General features: G+C 36.8%; 19 protein-coding genes. 18 read left to right on the top strand and 1 reads right to left on the bottom strand.

What is annotated here, in order from left to right:
- Positions 1-17: 17 nt before the first annotated feature.
- A complete protein-coding gene (gene rlmH, locus K5Q22_RS06145) occupies positions 18-497 on the bottom strand; it encodes a 23S rRNA (pseudouridine(1915)-N(3))-methyltransferase RlmH (RefSeq protein WP_205013960.1) in 480 nt (159 codons plus the stop codon).
- A gap of 173 nt (positions 498-670) precedes the next feature.
- On the opposite strand from rlmH, the gene K5Q22_RS06140 reads away from it, so the two are divergent.
- From K5Q22_RS06140 to K5Q22_RS06060, 18 genes are all read left to right on the top strand, one after another.
- The gene (locus K5Q22_RS06140) at positions 671-1867 is read left to right on the top strand and encodes a S1C family serine protease (protein WP_014736606.1); all 1197 of its coding nucleotides are present in this window, start codon (positions 671-673) and stop codon (positions 1865-1867) included.
- 60 nt (positions 1868-1927) lie between these two features.
- Positions 1928-2692 carry a ParB/RepB/Spo0J family partition protein gene (locus K5Q22_RS06135; RefSeq protein ID WP_012775418.1) on the top strand — a complete coding sequence of 255 codons (765 nt, stop codon included), beginning with the start codon at positions 1928-1930 and terminating at the stop codon, positions 2690-2692.
- A gap of 202 nt (positions 2693-2894) precedes the next feature.
- Positions 2895-4268: a chromosomal replication initiator protein DnaA gene (dnaA, locus tag K5Q22_RS06130; RefSeq protein ID WP_024384308.1), complete on the top strand. Its 1374-nt coding sequence runs from the start codon at positions 2895-2897 to the stop codon at positions 4266-4268.
- A 153-nt stretch (positions 4269-4421) separates the two neighbouring features.
- On the top strand, positions 4422-5558 hold the full coding sequence (gene dnaN / locus K5Q22_RS06125; protein ID WP_205013958.1) for a DNA polymerase III subunit beta: 1137 nt from the start codon (positions 4422-4424) through the stop codon (positions 5556-5558).
- 91 nt (positions 5559-5649) lie between these two features.
- Positions 5650-6531 (top strand): diacylglycerol kinase family protein, encoded by an 882-nt coding sequence (locus K5Q22_RS06120; RefSeq protein ID WP_205013956.1) that lies wholly within the window; start codon positions 5650-5652, stop codon positions 6529-6531.
- Between the two features lie 9 nt (positions 6532-6540).
- Positions 6541-6744: a DUF951 domain-containing protein gene (locus K5Q22_RS06115; RefSeq protein WP_029171245.1), complete on the top strand. Its 204-nt coding sequence runs from the start codon at positions 6541-6543 to the stop codon at positions 6742-6744.
- 103 nt (positions 6745-6847) lie between these two features.
- Positions 6848-7207, top strand: a complete 360-nt coding sequence (locus K5Q22_RS06110; RefSeq protein ID WP_158456536.1) for a helix-turn-helix domain-containing protein — start codon at positions 6848-6850, stop codon at positions 7205-7207.
- A gap of 83 nt (positions 7208-7290) precedes the next feature.
- Positions 7291-8406 (top strand): redox-regulated ATPase YchF, encoded by a 1116-nt coding sequence (ychF, locus tag K5Q22_RS06105; protein ID WP_014735197.1) that lies wholly within the window; start codon positions 7291-7293, stop codon positions 8404-8406.
- A gap of 54 nt (positions 8407-8460) precedes the next feature.
- Positions 8461-9030 carry an aminoacyl-tRNA hydrolase gene (pth, locus tag K5Q22_RS06100; RefSeq protein ID WP_105150893.1) on the top strand — a complete coding sequence of 190 codons (570 nt, stop codon included), beginning with the start codon at positions 8461-8463 and terminating at the stop codon, positions 9028-9030.
- Complete coding sequence (mfd, locus tag K5Q22_RS06095) at positions 9030-12524, top strand: transcription-repair coupling factor (protein ID WP_205013954.1); 3495 nt, start codon at positions 9030-9032, stop codon at positions 12522-12524. The genes pth and mfd overlap by 1 nt, the downstream gene beginning before the upstream one ends.
- 49 nt (positions 12525-12573) lie before the next feature.
- Positions 12574-12846: an RNA-binding S4 domain-containing protein gene (locus K5Q22_RS06090; RefSeq protein ID WP_004194330.1), complete on the top strand. Its 273-nt coding sequence runs from the start codon at positions 12574-12576 to the stop codon at positions 12844-12846.
- Positions 12833-13201, top strand: coding sequence for a septum formation initiator family protein (locus K5Q22_RS06085; protein WP_004194327.1), 369 nt, complete (start codon positions 12833-12835; stop codon positions 13199-13201). The genes K5Q22_RS06090 and K5Q22_RS06085 overlap by 14 nt, the downstream gene beginning before the upstream one ends.
- Complete coding sequence (locus tag K5Q22_RS09775) at positions 13198-13311, top strand: SP_0009 family protein (RefSeq protein ID WP_032501539.1); 114 nt, start codon at positions 13198-13200, stop codon at positions 13309-13311. The genes K5Q22_RS06085 and K5Q22_RS09775 overlap by 4 nt, the downstream gene beginning before the upstream one ends.
- A 12-nt stretch (positions 13312-13323) precedes the next feature.
- Positions 13324-14604, top strand: coding sequence for a serine hydrolase (locus K5Q22_RS06080; protein ID WP_205013953.1), 1281 nt, complete (start codon positions 13324-13326; stop codon positions 14602-14604).
- The gene (tilS, locus tag K5Q22_RS06075) at positions 14605-15873 is read left to right on the top strand and encodes a tRNA lysidine(34) synthetase TilS (protein WP_205013952.1); all 1269 of its coding nucleotides are present in this window, start codon (positions 14605-14607) and stop codon (positions 15871-15873) included.
- Between the two features lie 7 nt (positions 15874-15880).
- Positions 15881-16423, top strand: coding sequence for a hypoxanthine phosphoribosyltransferase (hpt, locus tag K5Q22_RS06070; RefSeq protein WP_014735203.1), 543 nt, complete (start codon positions 15881-15883; stop codon positions 16421-16423).
- Positions 16424-16444: 21 nt separating this feature from the next.
- Positions 16445-18418, top strand: a complete 1974-nt coding sequence (ftsH, locus tag K5Q22_RS06065) for an ATP-dependent zinc metalloprotease FtsH (protein WP_205013951.1) — start codon at positions 16445-16447, stop codon at positions 18416-18418.
- A 351-nt stretch (positions 18419-18769) separates the two neighbouring features.
- Positions 18770-19240 carry a sigma-70 family RNA polymerase sigma factor gene (locus K5Q22_RS06060; protein WP_205013950.1) on the top strand — a complete coding sequence of 157 codons (471 nt, stop codon included), beginning with the start codon at positions 18770-18772 and terminating at the stop codon, positions 19238-19240.
- Positions 19241-19594: the final 354 nt, after the last annotated feature.

Here is a 19594-nt window from a genome sequence, read left to right as displayed (position 1 = left end):
CCTTGTTTCACGTGAAACTACTTATGATATGGGCTTCCCTGCTGAATCATAAATGCACGATAAATCTGCTCGATGAGAACTAATTTCATTAGTTGATGGGGAAGTGTCAACTGTCCAAAACTCATCAACAAATTAGCTCTTTTTTTAATACAAGAATCGAGACCCAAACTACCACCGATGATAAAAGTTATATCTGAATACCCATTTACTGCAATATCAGATATCTTTTGACTAAATTCTTCCGATGGAAATTGTTTCCCTTCTATCGCTAAGGCAATGACAAAATCTCGCTCTCCAATTTTAGACATAATTCTATCGGCTTCTTTTTTTAATATTTGTTCATTATCTGCTTGACTGGCTTTATCTGGTGTTTTTTCATCAGGAAGCTCAATCATATCCAACTTAGTGAATCGTCCCAATCGTTTACTATATTCTGCAATACCTTCTTTGAGGTACTTTTCTTTCAATTTTCCAACGGTAATCAATTTTATTTTCATAAAATAATTGTAACATATCCACAAGCATACGACAGAAAATATTTTTAGAAAATCAGGATATGGCTACAGTTTTTCACATAATTCACAGAGTTATCCACAGGTTGTGGATTGATTTTTGAAAACTTTAAGTTATAATTAAGAAAGAAATAGTACTCTTAAGGAAAATTAAAGAAATGGAAAGGATTCCTTATATGAAAAAATATTTGAAATTTGCGATTTTATTTGTAATTGGATTTTTTGGGGGTCTTATCGGGGCCTTATCAGCCTCTTTCTTCCAGCCACAGGTTCAACAAGCAAATTCTGCTATCACTAGTGTCAGCAATGTTCAATATAATAATGAAACTTCCACCACAAAAGCTGTAGAGAAAGTACAAAATGCTGTTGTGTCTGTTATTAATTACCAAAAATCAGCCAACAATAGTCTTGGTGCTATCTTTGGAAATATTGAATCATCTGACGAACTAGCCGTTGCTGGGGAGGGATCTGGTGTTATCTACAAAAAAGATGGTCAATATGCCTATATTGTGACAAATACGCATGTTATTAATAACGCAGAAAAGATTGATATCCTTTTAGCATCTGGAGAAAAAATTAGCGGTGAACTTGTTGGTTCCGATACATATTCTGATATAGCTGTTATAAAAATATCAGCAGATAAAGTCACTGCTGTTGCTGAATTTGCTGATTCCGATACAATTAAAGTTGGAGAAACTGCTATCGCAATTGGTAGTCCTCTAGGCAGCGTCTACGCCAATACAGTTACCCAGGGTATTATTTCTAGCTTAAGTCGGACAGTTACTTCACAATCAAAAGATGGACAAACCATTTCAACCAACGCTATTCAAACTGATACAGCTATCAACCCTGGAAACTCTGGCGGACCGTTAATCAATACCCAAGGACAAGTGATAGGCATTACCTCTAGCAAAATTACCTCAAGTTCTGCAAATAGCTCAGGCGTGGCTGTAGAAGGGTTGGGATTTGCTATTCCTGCAAATGATGCCGTAGCTATTATCAATCAGCTTGAAAAAACTGGACAAGTTAGCCGACCTGCTCTTGGAGTTCATATGGTTAACTTGACGACCTTGTCAACTAGTCAATTAGAAAAAGCTGGATTATCAAATACGGAATTAACATCCGGTGTCGTAATTGTCTCTACACAAAGTGGACTACCTGCAGATGGAAAATTAGAAACTTTTGATGTTATTACTGAGATTGACGGAGAAGCTATTCAAAATAAGAGTGACCTCCAGAGCGCTCTCTACAAACATCAAATTGGAGATACAATCACTGTAACTTATTACCGCAATAATCAGAAACAAACTGTTGACATTAAGTTGACACATTCTACAGAAGAACTTAGCGAATAATTGACAAATGAGACTTTACACAATTGTAAAGTCTCATTTTTTTTGCTAGAATATGGATATATGGAAGAATTACGTACACTAAATATTTCAGAAATCCATCCCAATCCCTATCAGCCAAGAATTCATTTTGATGAAAAGGAGCTACTTGAGCTCGCTCAATCCATTAAGGAAAATGGCTTAATTCAACCGATTATTGTAAGAAAATCTTCTATTATCGGATACGAATTATTAGCTGGAGAAAGAAGGTTGCGAGCCAGTCAATTAGCTGGACTGACTACAATACCAGCAGTGGTAAAAGAGCTGACTGATGATGATTTACTCTATCAGGCTATCATAGAGAATCTGCAACGTTCTAACTTAAATCCGATAGAAGAAGCAGCCTCTTATCAAAAATTGATTAGTAGAGGGTTAACACATGATGAAGTTGCTCAAATCATGGGAAAATCAAGACCATATATCAGTAATTTATTGCGCCTACTAAATCTATCATCTCAGACTAAACAAGCTGTAGAAGAAGGAAAAATTTCACAAGGGCACGCGCGACAATTGGTGTCATTTTCAGAAGAAAAGCAAGCCGAATGGGTTCAACTCATTTTATCAAAGGATTTAAGTGTGCGTACGCTTGAAAAATTAATAGCTGCAAATAAGAAAAAACACACTAAGCTTAAACAACGCGACCAATTTTTAAAAGAACAGGAAGATTCACTCAGTAAAACTCTTGGAACAGCTACAAAAATTATCAAGAAGAAAAACGGGAGCGGAGAAATTCGAATTAGCTTTAATGACCTCGATGAATTCGAAAGAATTATCAACAATTTTAAATAGACTTGTTTACAATTTATTTTTATAAACACTCTTTTCCACACTAAAATCATTACAAAAAGTCAGGACCAGCAAAGGTTCTGACTTTTATTCACATCTTGTGGAAAACTTTTCTTAACAGTGTGGATTTTAAAAATTATCTGTGGAAAACTTTTGTTTTTTATGGTACACTATTCTAACGAATATAATGTGAAAGGGGGAAAATATGAACCAAGAACAACTTTTTTGGCAACGATTTATTGAATTAGCAAAAGTAAATTTTAAGCCATCTATTTATGATTTTTATGTCGCTGATGCAAAATTACTCGGAATCAACCAGCAAGTTGCCAATATTTTCTTAAATCGTCCATTTAAAAAAGATTTCTGGGAAAAAAACTTCGAAGAGTTAATGATTGCCGCTAGTTTTGAAATCTACGGAGAGCCTCTTGCCATCCAATATCAATTTACAGAGGATGAACAGGAGATTAAGAACATTACAAACGCAAGAAGTTCAGTGGTTCACCAGGTACAGACACCTGAGCCGGCTACGCCTCAAGAAACTTTTAAACCGGTTCATTCTGACATAAAATCCCAGTACACCTTTGCTAATTTTGTACAAGGAGACAATAATCACTGGGCAAAGGCTGCAGCTTTAGCTGTATCTGATAACCTAGGTGAGCTCTACAATCCATTATTCATTTTTGGTGGTCCTGGTCTTGGAAAAACTCATATTTTAAATGCGATTGGAAATAAGGTTCTAGCCGATAATCCCCAGGCAAGGATAAAATATGTCTCATCGGAAACATTCATCAATGAATTTTTAGAACACCTCCGTCTCAATGATATGGAAAGTTTCAAAAAAACCTATCGCAATCTGGACTTACTTCTAATTGATGACATTCAGTCTCTCCGTAATAAAGCAACAACACAGGAAGAATTTTTCCATACTTTTAATGCGCTTCATGAAAAAAATAAGCAGATTGTACTCACAAGCGACCGTAATCCCGATCACTTAGACAATTTGGAAGAAAGACTAGTAACACGTTTCAAATGGGGGTTAACCAGTGAAATCACTCCACCTGATTTTGAAACACGTATCGCAATTTTACGTAACAAGTGCGAGAACCTGCCTTATAACTTTACAAATGAGACGCTATCCTATCTAGCTGGGCAATTTGATTCGAACGTACGTGACCTTGAAGGTGCCTTAAAAGATATCCATTTGATAGCCACTATGCGGCAACTGTCTGAGATAAGTGTCGAGGTTGCTGCTGAGGCTATTCGATCAAGAAAACAAACAAATCCACAAAACATGGTTATTCCTATTGAGAAAATCCAAACCGAAGTGGGAAATTTCTACGGTGTCAGCTTGAAAGAATTAAAAGGTTCTAAGCGTGTTCAACATATCGTTCACGCGCGACAAGTTGCTATGTTTTTAGCACGTGAAATGACAGACAATTCCCTTCCAAAAATTGGGAAAGAATTTGGTAATCGAGACCATACAACCGTTATGCATGCATACAATAAAATAAAAACTCTCCTCTTGGATGATGAGAATTTAGAAATAGAGATTACCAGTATAAAAAATAAACTTCGTTAACCTGTGTATAACTTTTAAAAAAACTTCTGTTTTTTCCACAAGTTGTGAACAAGTTAATTTCCGCAGTTTTATTGGTCTTTCATCACTTTTCCACAGAATACACAGAGACTACTATTACTATTAACCTTATAGATAATAAATAAAGGAGAATCCATGATTCAATTTTCTATTAATAAAAATATATTTCTACAAGCACTTAGTATTACTAAACGGGCAATCAGTACAAAAAATGCTATTCCAATTCTTTCAACAGTAAAAATTACAGTAACTAGTGAAGGAATCACTTTAACTGGTTCAAATGGACAAATCTCGATTGAACATTTTATTTCTATTCAAGATGAAAATGCAGGACTTTTGATCAGTTCTCCAGGTTCCATTCTCTTAGAAGCTGGTTTCTTTATTAATGTCGTATCCAGCATGCCGGATTTGGTCCTTGACTTCAATGAAATTGAACAAAAGCAAATCGTTTTGACAAGTGGTAAGTCTGAAATCACATTAAAGGGAAAAGAAGCAGAACAGTATCCTCGTTTACAGGAAGTTCCAACTTCAAAACCATTGGTGTTAGAAACCAAAGTATTAAAACAAACAATTAATGAAACAGCATTTGCAGCTTCTACACAAGAAAGTCGTCCTATTCTTACAGGTGTTCATTTTGTTTTAACAAAAAATAAAAATCTAAAAACTGTTGCAACAGATTCACACCGTATGAGCCAACGGAAATTGGTCCTTGATACATCTGGTGATGATTTTAATGTTGTCATTCCAAGTCGTTCTCTCCGTGAATTTACTGCAGTTTTTACAGATGATATTGAAACAGTAGAAGTCTTCTTTTCAAATAATCAAATCCTTTTTAGAAGCGAGCATATTAGCTTCTATACACGCTTATTAGAAGGTACCTACCCTGATACCGACCGCTTAATTCCAACTGAGTTTAAAACAACTGCAATTTTTGATACTGCAAATCTTCGTCACTCGATGGAGCGTGCTCGTCTTCTTTCAAATGCAACCCAAAATGGTACAGTAAAACTAGAAATTGCTAATAACGTTGTATCGGCTCATGTAAATTCTCCAGAAGTTGGACGTGTGAATGAGGAATTAGATACTGTAGAAGTATCAGGTGAAGACTTAGTAATCAGCTTTAACCCAACTTACTTGATAGAAGCATTGAAAGCCACAACTAGTGAACAAGTGAAAATTAGCTTTATCTCTTCTGTCCGTCCATTTACATTGATTCCCAATAATGAAGGGGAAGATTTTATTCAATTGGTTACACCAGTTCGTACCAACTAAATAATATTAAGAACGGCTAAACTAGCCGTTTTTATGTTATACTAAAAAATAGCACCTAGCTTATTTTTATATATTTAGTGATGGGGAATAAATGACGTTATATATATTAGCTAATCCTAATGCTGGTAGCCATACTGCTGAACATATCATATTCAAAATAAAAGAAAGTTATCCACAGCTTGCAGTTAACATTTTTATGACAGTTGGGCCTGAGGATGAAAAAAGTCAAATAGAGGCTATTTTAAAGGAGTTTGTCAGTAGTGAAGACCAATTAATGATTTTAGGCGGAGACGGCACACTATCTAAAGCCTTGCGTTTTTGGCCAGCTAGTCTACCGTTTGCTTATTATCCAACAGGATCTGGAAATGATTTTGCAAAAGCAATGAATATAACATCGCTCTATAGAAGTGTAGATGCCATTTTAGAGGGAAAAACAAGTCGGATATATGTTTTAAACAGTTCACACGGAACGGTTGTAAACAGTATGGATTTTGGCTTTGCAGCTCAAGTTATCAATGGTTCAACGAATTCAATTTTGAAAAAAATTCTGAACAAGGTAAAACTTGGGAAGTTAACTTATCTATTCTTTGGTATTAAAACATTATTTTCAAAACAAGCTATAAACTTAGAATTAACTCTTGATGAAAAATCTTATCAGTTAGATAATCTCTTTTTTATTTCTGTAGCAAATAGTCTTTATTTTGGTGGAGGAATCATGATATGGCCAACAGCAAGTGCTAAAAAGAAGGAAGTAGATATTGTTTACTTCAAAAATGGAAATTTCTACCAACGTCTACAATCATTGTTAGCCTTATTAACGAAGAGGCATGAATCTTCTCATACAATTCAGCATTTAACAGGGGTAGATGTAGTTTTAAAATCAAAAGAAAAATTATTATTGCAAATAGATGGAGAGATATGCACTGCAAATGAGGTAACGTTAACCTATCAGGAAAGAAGTATGTATCTTTAAGGAGGAAGTATGTATCAATTAGGATCCTTTGTCGAAATGAAAAAGCCCCATGCCTGTGTCATCAAATCGACCGGCAAGAAGGCCAATAAATGGGAAGTCATCCGTCTAGGAGCGGATATCAAAATCCGTTGTACCAACTGTGACCATGTAGTCATGATGAGCCGGCATGATTTTGAACGAAAAATGCAACAAGTGCTGCCTAGTGAAACCTAGTTGACAGTTTGCAACTGCTGGTTGCGAATATTTCCTAAAAAGTGCTAGTCAACTGTTCCTTTCTAAACTATAATAGACTTATAAAAAAGAGGAGGACATGAACATGAATCAGTTGGCACAGCAAATTCGAGTTTTACGCACAACCAATAACCTATCCCAAGATGAGTTGGCAGAGAAACTCTATATTTCCCGTCAGGCTGTTTCAAAGTGGGAAAATGGTGAAGCAACGCCAGACATCGACAAACTGGTCCAGCTGGCAGAAATCTTTGGTGTCAGTCTGGATTATCTGGTTTTAGGAAAAGAGCCTGAGAAGGAAATTGTGGTGGAACAGCGAGGAAAAATGAATGTTTGGGAATACTTGAACGAAGAATCCAAACGACCTCTTACAAGAGGAGATATTATCTCTCTCATTTTTGTTGCAGTTGTTGTTTTAGGTTCATTTTTCATTATGCATTATTTTTAACGAAGCTTGCCAAACAGCAAGCTTTTTCTCTATTTTTCTGCTATAATAGTCATGATTGAATTTTTAATTGGAGAGTAAAAAACATGGCTTTAACAGCAGGAATCGTCGGTTTGCCAAACGTTGGTAAATCAACCCTATTTAACGCGATTACAAAGGCAGGAGCAGAGGCTGCCAACTACCCTTTCGCGACCATTGATCCAAACGTCGGTATGGTAGAAGTGCCCGATGAGCGTTTGCAGAAGTTGACAGAACTCATCACTCCTAAAAAGACAGTGCCAACGACCTTTGAATTTACCGATATTGCTGGTATCGTAAAAGGTGCCTCTAAAGGTGAAGGGCTTGGAAATAAATTCTTGGCCAATATCCGCGAAGTTGACGCCATTGTCCATGTTGTGCGTGCCTTTGACGATGAAAATGTCATGCGTGAACAAGGCCGTGAAGATGCCTTTGTTGATCCTATCGCAGACATTGATACCATTAACTTGGAATTGATTTTGGCGGACCTAGAGAGCATCAACAAACGTTATGCGCGTGTAGAAAAAATGGCCCGTACGCAAAAAGACAAGGATTCTGTAGCAGAATTTGCAGTTCTTGAAAAAATCAAGCCTGTCTTGGAAGACGGAAAATCAGCTCGTACAGTTGACTTCACAGATGAAGAACAAAAAATCGTTAAGCAACTCTTCCTCTTGACCACCAAGCCAGTCCTCTATGTTGCCAACGTCGATGAAGACAAGGTAGCGGATCCTGACTCTATCAGCTATGTTCAGCAAATCCGTGACTTTGCAGCAACAGAAAATGCAGAAGTGGTGGTGATTTCTGCGCGTGCAGAAGAGGAAATTTCAGAACTAGACGATGAAGACAAGGGTGAGTTTTTGGAAGCCCTCGGCTTGACAGAATCTGGTGTGGACAAATTAACACGTGCAGCCTATCACTTGCTTGGTCTAGGCACCTACTTTACAGCAGGAGAGAAGGAAGTTCGTGCTTGGACCTTCAAACGTGGTATGAAAGCTCCTCAATGTGCTGGCATCATCCACTCAGACTTCGAAAAAGGCTTTATCCGTGCCGTAACCATGTCCTATGATGATTTGATTCAATACGGCTCTGAGAAAGCTGTTAAGGAAGCAGGACGCCTCCGTGAAGAAGGAAAAGAATATGTCGTTCAAGACGGGGACATCATGGAGTTCCGCTTTAACGTATAATAGACAATTAGGTTGGAATACATTTTCCAGCCTTTTGGTATGTAAGGAGAAAAAATGACACGATTGATTATAGGCCTAGGAAATCCTGGGGATCGCTATTTTGAAACCAAGCACAATGTCGGCTTTATGTTGCTAGATAAGATTGCCAAGCGTGAAAATGTAACTTTTAGTCACGATAAGATTTTCCAAGCAGACATTGCCACAACCTTTATTGACGGTGAAAAAATCTATCTAGTAAAGCCAACGACCTTCATGAACGAATCAGGTAAGGCTGTCCATGCCCTGATGACCTATTATGGTTTAGATGAGACAGATATTTTGGTGGCTTACGATGACTTGGACATGGCTGTTGGGAAAATCCGTTTTCGTCAAAAGGGTTCAGCTGGTGGCCACAATGGGATTAAATCCATTGTCAAGCATATTGGTACACAAGAATTTGACCGTATCAAGATTGGTATTGGCCGTCCAAAAGGAAAGATGAACGTTGTCAATCACGTCTTATCTGGATTTGATACAGAAGACCGTATTGAAATCGACTTAGCACTAGATAAACTTGACAAGGCTGTCAACTTTTATCTGGAAGAGGACGATTTTGATAGCATCATGAGAAAGTTTAACGGATAATGAATATACTAGATCTTCTTCACAAAAATAAGCAAATCAATCAGTGGCAGTCTGGCTTAAACAAGTCAGCTCGCCAACTATTATTAGGACTCACTGGCACCAGTAAGTCATTAGTCATGGCGACTGCCTATGATTGTTTGGCTGAAAAGATTATGATTGTGACTGCTACTCAAAATGATGCTGAGAAATTAGTTGCAGATTTAACAGCCATCGTTGGAAGTGAGAATGTTTACAACTTTTTTACAGATGATAGTCCTATTGCCGAGTTTGTTTTTGCATCAAAAGAACGGACTCAATCAAGGATTGATAGTTTAAATTTCTTGACAGATTCTACCAGTTCAGGAATTTTAGTTGCTAGTATAGCTGCTTGTCGGGTCTTATTGCCGAGTCCTGAGACTTATAAAGGTTCTAAAATAAGGCTTGAAGTTGGTCAAGAAATAGAAATTGACAATCTTGTAAAGAAACTTGTCAATACAGGCTACAAAAAGGTGTCCAGAGTTTTAACTCAGGGAGAATTCAGCCAACGAGGGGATATTCTAGATATTTTTGATATGCAAGCGGCATCTCCCTGCCGTTTAGAATTCTTTGGAGATGAAATTGATGGCATCCGTATTTTTGATGTAGATAGTCAAAAGTCTTTAGAGAATCTCGAACAAATCAGTTTGTCACCAGCATCAGATATTATTTTATCGTCTACTGACTATGAGCGGGCTAGTCAGAAAATCCAAATCTCTATTGACCAATCTAGAAGTGGGGAGCAGCAGTCTTATTTACGAGAAGTCGTGGCAGATATGCAAACGGAATATCGTCATCCCGATTTACGGAAATTTCTATCATTTTTATATGAACAATCTTGGACATTGTTGGATTATTTGCCAAAGGGTTCTCCCTTATTTTTAGATGATTTTCATAAAATTGCTGACAAGCAGGCTCAATTTGAAAAAGAATCAGCAGAGTTATTGACAGATGATTTACAAAAGGGAAAATCAGTGTCAAGTTTGCACTATTTTGCATCTACCTATTCGGAGTTAAGAAAATACAAACCTGCCACCTTCTTTTCAAGTTTTCAAAAAGGTTTAGGCAATGTAAAGTTTGATGCTCTCTATCAATTCACACAGCATCCTATGCAGGAATTTTTCCACCAGATTCCACTGTTAAAAGATGAATTGACTCGGTATGCGAAGTCAAATAATACCGTTGTTATTCAAGCGAGTTCTGATGTAAGTTTACAGACTTTACAGAAAACTTTACAAGAGTATGATATCCATCTTCCAGTACATGCAGCAGATAAGTTAGTAGAAGGTCAGCAACAGGTTACGATTGGTCAGTTAGCTTCAGGTTTTCATTTGATGGATGAGAAACTAGTTTTCATCACTGAAAAAGAGATTTTCAATAAGAAAATGAAGCGTAAGACACGTAGAACCAATATTTCTAACGCTGAACGTATTAAGGACTATAGTGAATTAGCAGTTGGTGACTATGTTGTTCACCATGTTCATGGTATCGGTCAATACTTAGGAATTGAGACTATTGAAATTTCAGGCATTCATCGTGATTATTTAACGGTTCAATATCAAAACTCTGATCGCATTTCTATTCCTGTAGAACAAATTGATCTTCTCTCCAAATACTTAGCGTCTGATGGGAAAGCTCCAAAAGTTAATAAACTAAACGATGGTCGGTTCCAACGAACCAAGCAAAAAGTTCAGAAGCAAGTGGAGGATATTGCAGATGATTTGATTAAGCTTTATGCGGAGCGTAGTCAGCTGAAAGGCTTTGCCTTTTCACCAGATGATGAGAATCAGATTGAGTTTGACAACTACTTTACACATGTGGAAACCGACGACCAACTTCGATCCATTGATGAAATCAAACAAGATATGGAAAAGGACTCTCCAATGGATCGTTTGCTGGTAGGGGATGTCGGCTTTGGTAAGACAGAGGTAGCTATGCGCGCTGCTTTCAAAGCTGTCAATGATGGCAAGCAAGTAGCTATTCTTGTTCCTACGACTGTTTTAGCCCAGCAACACTACGCTAATTTCCAAGAACGGTTTGCAGAATTTCCTGTTAATGTTGATGTTATGAGTCGTTTTAAAACAAAGGCAGAGCAGGAAAAAACACTTGAGAAGTTGAAAAAAGGCCAAGTTGACATCTTGATTGGTACCCATCGCCTCCTATCAAAAGATGTTGTTTTTGCTGATTTGGGTTTACTGGTTATTGATGAAGAGCAACGGTTTGGTGTCAAGCATAAGGAACGCTTGAAGGAACTGAAAAAGAAAATAGATGTCCTAACCCTAACTGCAACTCCAATTCCTCGGACATTGCAAATGTCCATGTTGGGAATCCGTGACTTATCAGTAATTGAGACTCCACCGACAAATCGCTATCCTGTACAAACTTATGTGATGGAAACAAATCCTTCCGTTATCCGAGATGCAATGCTTCGTGAGATAGATCGCGGAGGTCAGGTTTACTATCTTTACAATAAAGTTGACACCATTGAACAGAAAGTGTCTGAATTAAAAGACTTGGTTCCAGAAGCTACTATAGGATACGTCCATGGACAAATGTCGGAAATCCAATTAGAAAATACTCTATATGCCTTTGTAGAGGGTGAGTATGATATTCTAGTGACCACAACAATCATCGAAACAGGTGTTGATATTCCAAATGCTAATACACTGTTTATTGAAAATGCCGATCACATGGGACTGTCAACTCTCTATCAACTTCGAGGACGTGTTGGCCGTTCCAGTCGGATTGCCTATGCCTATCTCATGTACCGTCCAGACAAGTCCCTGACAGAAGTAGCTGAAAAACGTTTGGAGGCAATCAAGGGCTTTACAGAACTAGGATCAGGTTTCAAGATTGCCATGCAAGATTTGTCCATTCGTGGAGCTGGAAATATTTTAGGCGCTGCCCAGTCAGGATTTATTGATTCTGTAGGGTATGAACTGTATTCACAATTGCTGGAACAAGCCATCTTGGAAAAACAAGGTAAGGCAGCCCAACGTCAGAAAAGCAACACTGAGGTCAACCTACAGATTGACGCCTATCTACCAAGTGACTATATTGCTGATCAGCGACAAAAAATTGAAATTTACAAGCGTATAAAGAATATTGACAGTCGTGTAAACTATCAAGAATTGCAAGAAGAATTGATAGACCGTTTTGGAGAGTATCCTGATGTAGTAGCCTACTTGCTTGAAATTGGCCTATTGAAGTCATTTTTAGACCAAGTTTTCTGTCATACAGTTCTTAGACGACAACATCAAGTGACAGTAACATTCGAACCTATGGCTGGTCAAATTTTCCTAACGCAAGATTACTTTGAAGCTTTATCTGTGACAAATTTGAAAGCTCAGATAACGGAAAATAAAGGAAAACTAGCTGTTGTGTTTAACATTCAACAGAAAAAAGAATATGAAATATTAGAGGAATTGATTTCTTTTGCCGAAAAATTAAAAGAAATTAAAGCAAGGAAGGCAGAATAAATTTCTCAAATACCTTGAAAAATGGTAAAATAGTGAACTGAGGTAAAGTATGAGACTAGATAAATATTTGAAAGTATCCCGCATTATCAAGCGTCGAACAGTTGCGAAGGAAGTTGCCGATAAAGGACGAATAAAAGTCAATGGGATTTTGGCGAAATCTTCAACAGATTTAAAAGTAAATGATCAGGTTGAAATCCAATTTGGTAATAAACTACTCACTGTAAAAGTACTTGAGATGAAAGATTCGACTAAAAAAGAAGACGCACTGAAAATGTATGAAATTATCAGTGAAAAAAGGATAGAAAAAGATGAAGAAATCTAAAATTCTACAACTGAATAATGCCTTTATTCAGTCGGAGCGTAAAAAAACTCAGCATCAATTGGCAGAACGCCAACAAAAAAATCGTTTTATGGGTGCAATTCTCATTCTAGTTATCTTTCTTTTTATGTTGCCTGCCTACAATCTTGTTGGGACTTACACCAATATTCAGCAGCAGGAAAAGAAACTTGCTGAATTGGAAAAAAATTACGAAGAACTGACCAAAGAACAGAAGCAGGAAGCAGAGATGGTTGCAAAATTGAAAAATGAGGAATACGCAGCAAAGTATGTTCGAGCTAAGTATCAATACTCTAAAGAAGGGGAATTTGTCTACAATATTCCAGGGTTACCAAAATGACCGAATCTATTTTTAAAATTGTAGAGCAATTTTTACAGCATTCTGATGAAAAATTAGAAGAGTTGAATCAAAAGAATAGAGAATTAAAGTTAGAAGAAAATCAATCGTAGAAAGGAGGGAGTATGCAGAAAAAACTGCTCGTATGGTTATTGCCAGTTTTATTTGGATGGCAGGTGGTCGATAGTACAGAAATACCATTTGAACTCACAGCGCAAGAAGAATACGAATTGACTCATACTATCTATGATCAGTATTTTCAAACTATCCCTCAAAACCCAAATGTTTTTCAAACTGAGAATCTTTATTCGGATGAAGAACTGACTATAGCAGGTGGACAATTACAGCCGAACCAACATTTTTCTATTACGGATGCTCTAGTCAATAGTAAAAAAGAATTGGTTTTCCAAATAGATGACAAGGGTTACATTCTTGCAAGTAGGCATCTACTATTTGATGATGTAATTGTTACAGAAACTACTGTTGAGCAAACTTATTGGACAAAAAAAGGTTTCACATTGTTAATCTCACCAATTGCTAACGAAGCTACGGAAATAAAAAATGATTTACAACCCTATCAAGCTGTTATGGTTTCTAAAATCGTAACAACTTCCCTAGGTGAGTTTGCCTATGTTACAGATAAAGGTTGGATTGCAGTAAATAATCTTTCTAAAACGGATAATAGAGTAGAAGCTGTTCAAGAGTTGTTGACTAACAAATATTCCAAAGATACTATTGGTATATATGTGAAACAATTGTCAACAGGTCAAACTGCAGGTGTAAATCAAGAGAAACTATTCTATTCTGCCAGCATTGCTAAACTACCAATTCTTTATTACGTTCAAGAGCAACTGAATGCTGTGTATATTGATTTGACTACTAAAGTGAAATATACAGCCGAATCTATGTCCTTCCCAGGAGCTTATGTTGCTGGAGGAAGTGGTTCACTGTCAAAAACTCCTGACAACAAAGATTATTCAGTGGAAGAATTGATCAATAAGACTGCTAAAGAGTCAGATAATGTAGCTAGTAATTTACTTTCTTATTATGTAGCTAATAAATTCGATTCCAATTTTTATCAAGTAATAACTGCTAAAACAGGTAGTGAGTGGAGTATGGTTACACGTGAAACTTCAGCTGAGATCGCAGGGAAAATGATGGAAGCCTTATATATTCAAAATGGCTATGTGCTAGAAAGTTTGTTATCTACTCAATTTGATAATCAACGTATTTCGAAAGACATCTCAGTTCCAGTTGCTCATAAAATTGGCGATGCAGATGATGTCAAACACGATGTAGCGATTGTTTACGCAGGGTCTCCTTTTGTTTTATCTATTTTTACAGATAAATCAAATTATGATGAGATTACACAAATTGCAAATGATATTTACGGGATTTTAAAGTAAATGAAAGATAGATTTTTAAAAGTGACACAGGATGGTCACTTTTTTGATAAACATAAGAAAGTACTAGTAGCCGTATCTGGTGGGTTAGATTCTATGAACCTATTCCATCTTTTATACGAATGCAAACAAGTGTTAGGGATTGAACTTGGAATTGCCCATATTAATCATGGACAGAGGGAAGAATCTGTCATCGAGGAAAAATATCTTAAACAGTTAGCAGAAGAAAGTAATGTTCCCTTTTATCTGTCCTATTTTGAAGGTGTTTTTTCAGAAGAAGCGGCGCGAAAATGGCGTTATGGATTTTTTGCTACAATCATGGAGAAGGAAGGCTACACTGCGCTAGTGACAGCTCACCATGCAGATGATCAAGCAGAAACTGTCTTTATGCGATTGATTAGAGGAGGGCGTTTACGTCACTTATCAGCAATTCAACCGACTCAGCCTTTTGCAACAGGAGAACTTATTCGACCACTTTTATCTTTTAAAAAGGCAGATTTTGATAAGCTATTTCATTTTGAAGATTGCAGTAATGCAGATTTCAAATATTTTCGAAATAGAGTCAGAAATGACTATTTACCAAAGTTAAAACAGGAAAATCCTAAAATCGAACTTGCTCTCAATAATCTTGCAGTTGATACAAATAATCTATTTCAAGCGCTAAGAGATTTGACACAGGATTTATCCGTTACAGATGTGATGAGTTTTCAACAACAGACACCTGCAGTACAAAGTTATCTATTAGAGGAATATTTGGAAAAATTTCCTGATTTACAGCTCTCTCGTCCACAATTTAATGAAGTATTACACATCTTGCGTTCAAAAACTAACTACTATCATTTATTGAAAAATGATTACATGTTAGAGAAGGATTATCATCGTTTTCAAATTTATAAAATAGGACTAGAGACGGATAGTCAACCAGAAAAAATCATGATAAAATCAGAGGGTATTTTTTCTTACGGTTCATATATTTTTTCTCTCAATCATCCTTTGGAAGAAGCGGATAGTATTTTATATTTTCCTACAGAAAATCCAATTGTAGTGAGGAGAAGGCAGGCTGGGGATACCATTTTAATAAACGGAGTAAATAAAAAACTCCGCCGTTGGTTTATTGATAATAAAATCTCACAGAAAGTTCGACAAAATGCGCTTATTATCGAGCAGGATGGAGAAATTTACGGAATTACGAATCTTGTTAGCAGTGATTTGAGTAAATCAGTAAAAAATGATATAATCAAAGCTACCTTATATATAAAAATGAAAGAGTAGAACAACTATGTTGGACAAAGATATTAAGAAAATTCTTGTTTCAGAAGAAGAAATCGTTGCAAAATGCAAAGAACTCGGTCAAATTCTAGCAACAGACTATGCAGATAAGAATCCTATTCTTGTAGGAATTTTAAAAGGTTCTATCCCATTTATGGCAGAATTAATGAAACATATTGATGCCCATGTAGAAACGGATTATATGGTTGTTTCTAGCTACCATGGTGGAACGGAGAGTAGCGGTACCGTTAAGATTATCAAGGATTTGGACAATAGTGTTGCAGGTCGACATATCATCTTCGTAGAGGATATTATTGACACTGGTCGTACATTAAAAGAGTTGAAAGAACTCTTTGCTTTGCGTCAGGCAGCTTCTATTAAAATTGCCACTCTTCTTGATAAACCAGAAGGTCGTGTTGTTGAAATCGAGCCAGACTACACTTGCTTTACTATTCCAAATGAATTTGTAGTTGGATTTGGCTTAGATTATGATGAAAATTATCGTAATCTTCCTTATGTTGGTGTACTCAAAGAGGAAGTTTACACAAAATAGAAAAAGGTTTCCTACTATATTATGAACAATCAACCAAATAAAGGATTTATAAAAAATCCTTTTCTCATTATTCTCGTTATTGCCACTATTGTTACAGCCTTTCAATTTTTTAACGCTGGTCAGCAAGTAGCAACTCAAGAAATCAGTTATTCACAAGTAGTAACTGAATTGAAAAATAATAATGTATCTGAAATTACTTATCAACCAAATTCAAGTGTTATTGAAATTACTGGTAAGTACAAAACAGAACAGGAAGCTAAAGATGAGTTAGCTTCATCTATTAAGTTATTCCAAGTTTCTAGCAAAGTTAAGTATAAAAACTTTAAGTCACTAATTTTACCGTCAGAAACGAATTTGTCAGAGCTACAAGCTCTTGCAAATGAAAATGGAGTAAAGGTTACTATTAAACCTGAAAGTTCAAATGGACTTTGGTTAAATATCGTCTTTAATTTGTTACCGCTTATCATTGCTGGTGTATTCTTTATGATGATGATGAACCAGGGTGGCGGTGGAGCACGTGGTGCAATGAACTTTGGACGGAATAAAGCTAAAGCTTTGGAACAAAGTAACATCAAGGTACGTTTCTCAGATGTAGCAGGTGCAGAGGAAGAAAAACAAGAATTAGTTGAAGTTGTTGAATTTTTGAAGGATCCAAAACGCTTTACTAAACTTGGAGCACGTATTCCAGCAGGTGTGCTACTAGAGGGTCCTCCAGGAACAGGTAAAACCTTGCTTGCCAAAGCAGTAGCGGGTGAAGCAGGTGTGCCATTCTTCTCCATTTCTGGTTCAGATTTTGTTGAAATGTTTGTTGGTGTCGGTGCCAGCCGTGTTCGTTCATTATTTGAAGATGCAAAAAAAGCAGCACCAGCCATTATTTTCATCGATGAAATCGATGCTGTCGGTCGCCAACGTGGTGTCGGCATGGGTGGCGGTAACGATGAACGTGAACAAACCCTCAACCAACTCCTAATTGAAATGGATGGTTTTGAAGGGAACGAAGGGATCATTGTCATTGCCGCAACCAACCGTAGTGATGTTTTAGACCCTGCCCTTCTTCGTCCAGGTCGTTTTGACCGTAAAGTATTGGTTGGTCGTCCGGATGTTAAAGGACGTGAAGCAATCCTTAAAGTTCATGCGAAGAATAAACCATTAGCAGCAGATGTAGATTTGAAATTAGTAGCACAACAAACACCAGGATTTGTTGGTGCAGATTTAGAGAATGTTCTTAACGAAGCAGCCCTTGTAGCAGCACGTCGAAACAAGACTGTCATTGATGCTTCAGATATTGACGAAGCAGAAGATCGTGTAATTGCAGGTCCATCTAAGAAAGACCGTCAAGTTTCAGCCAAAGAACGCGAAATCGTTGCCTACCATGAAGCAGGTCATACAATTGTTGGTCTCGTACTATCAAATGCACGTGAAGTTCACAAAGTAACAATTGTTCCCCGCGGTCGCGCAGGTGGATACATGATTGCCCTTCCTAAAGAAGATCAAATGCTTCTATCTAAAGAAGATATGAAGGAGCAATTGGCTGGTCTTATGGGTGGTCGTGTTGCGGAAGAAATTATTTTCAATATCCAAACAACCGGTGCCTCAAATGACTTTGAACAAGCTACACAGATGGCGCGTGCTATGGTTGCAGAATATGGTATGAGTGAAAAAATGGGACCAATGCAGTATGAAGGCAGTCATGCAATGTTTGGTGGACAAACAACTCAAAAACATATTTCTGAGCAAACTGCATATGAGTTAGATAATGAAGTAAGAGATTTGCTAAATGAGGCTCGTAATAAAGCTGCAGATATTATTCAATCAAACCGTGATACACACAAACTGATTGCAGAAGCACTTCTCAAATATGAAACTCTTGATAGTGTTCAAATTAAATCTCTGTATGAAACAGGCAAAATGCCAGAGAATATTGAACACGATGACGAAGATGTTCATCCCCTTTCTTATGAAGAAGTAAAAGAGAAAATTAATACGAAAGAGTAGTATAAAAATACTCTGGGCAAGACATTCCATAACGGATCTGCCCTCACTCTCAACCACTAAAATAACCACCAAGCCTTCGCTAAGTACATAATCTTGGTGAAGGCTTTTTTACATGCTACACATCAGAAACAGGGTATTTACAAGAAAAACGAATCAATCGCTATTTATCTCAATCTTAGAACTATACCAAATAATTCCCTTCTGGAGCAGAATGCAATGTTTGCCATAGAGTATCAATAGCAAATGTACTTTAAAAAAGAAAAATCAAATAAAGTATGCTAGACAAAAATGTCCTGTAGAAAGACAGCACTTTTCGATAAACTTAAACCATCAACAAAAGGAGATTAAGAAATGGAATTCGAAAAAGTGTACGCAAGCGTCAAAGGTATTGTAAACAAGGCTCGAAAAGAGTTTTACATTAAACTATGGGATCGAGATGATTGGGAACAAGAAGGAATGATGACCTTATTTGAATTGTTGGAAGATCAACCGTGGCTAGTTGATGAACAAGTTCAATTATATTGTTATTTCAAAGTCAAGTTCAGAAATCGAATCAAGGATCGTATCCGTAAACAGGAAAGTCAAAAACGCAAGTTTGACCGTATGCCACATGAAGATATTCACGAATTATCTCACACAATACAATCACCGGGATTGATAAACGATGAACTATTAATGTTGAGAGGTGCCTTGAGAGATTATCGAAAAAATCTGAGCAATGATCAACTTGATAAATACGAAAAATTAATTAGCGGACAATGTTTTAATGGTCGCCGTGAAATGATACGTGATCTACAAATTCATTTGAAAGACTTTCGCTAAAGCTAGTCACTAACATTATGTTAATCGAATCAAGAAATTGGGCAGAAGCATCGTAAAAAGTTCTGTTCAGTTTCTTTTTATCTAGGTTATAGCAAAGAGAAGAAGGAATAGGAGAGGAGTGACTAAATGTGATACTCAGCCAATAGTAACCTAAGCGCCTGATTGACTGATTCAGCGGTAACCTTATGCTTTAGTATCTACATAGAACTTTCAGTGTAAAAATATCAAAAAACCGGTTGACAATGTGTATAAGTCGTGATAGAATAACTGAGTTGTCTCTTGAGGGGCTAGTCAATAGCGGAATGAAAAAAAGTTTCAAAAAAGTGTTGACAAGTTCAGTAGAAGATGATAGAA

Origin of the sequence: Streptococcus sp. 2018162, assembly GCF_019754175.1 — a bacterium.
Classification (GTDB): Bacteria; Bacillota; Bacilli; order Lactobacillales; family Streptococcaceae; genus Streptococcus; species Streptococcus hashimotonensis.
Note: the sequence above shows the minus strand (reverse complement) of the source record. Positions and strands in the feature narration are given on the sequence as shown.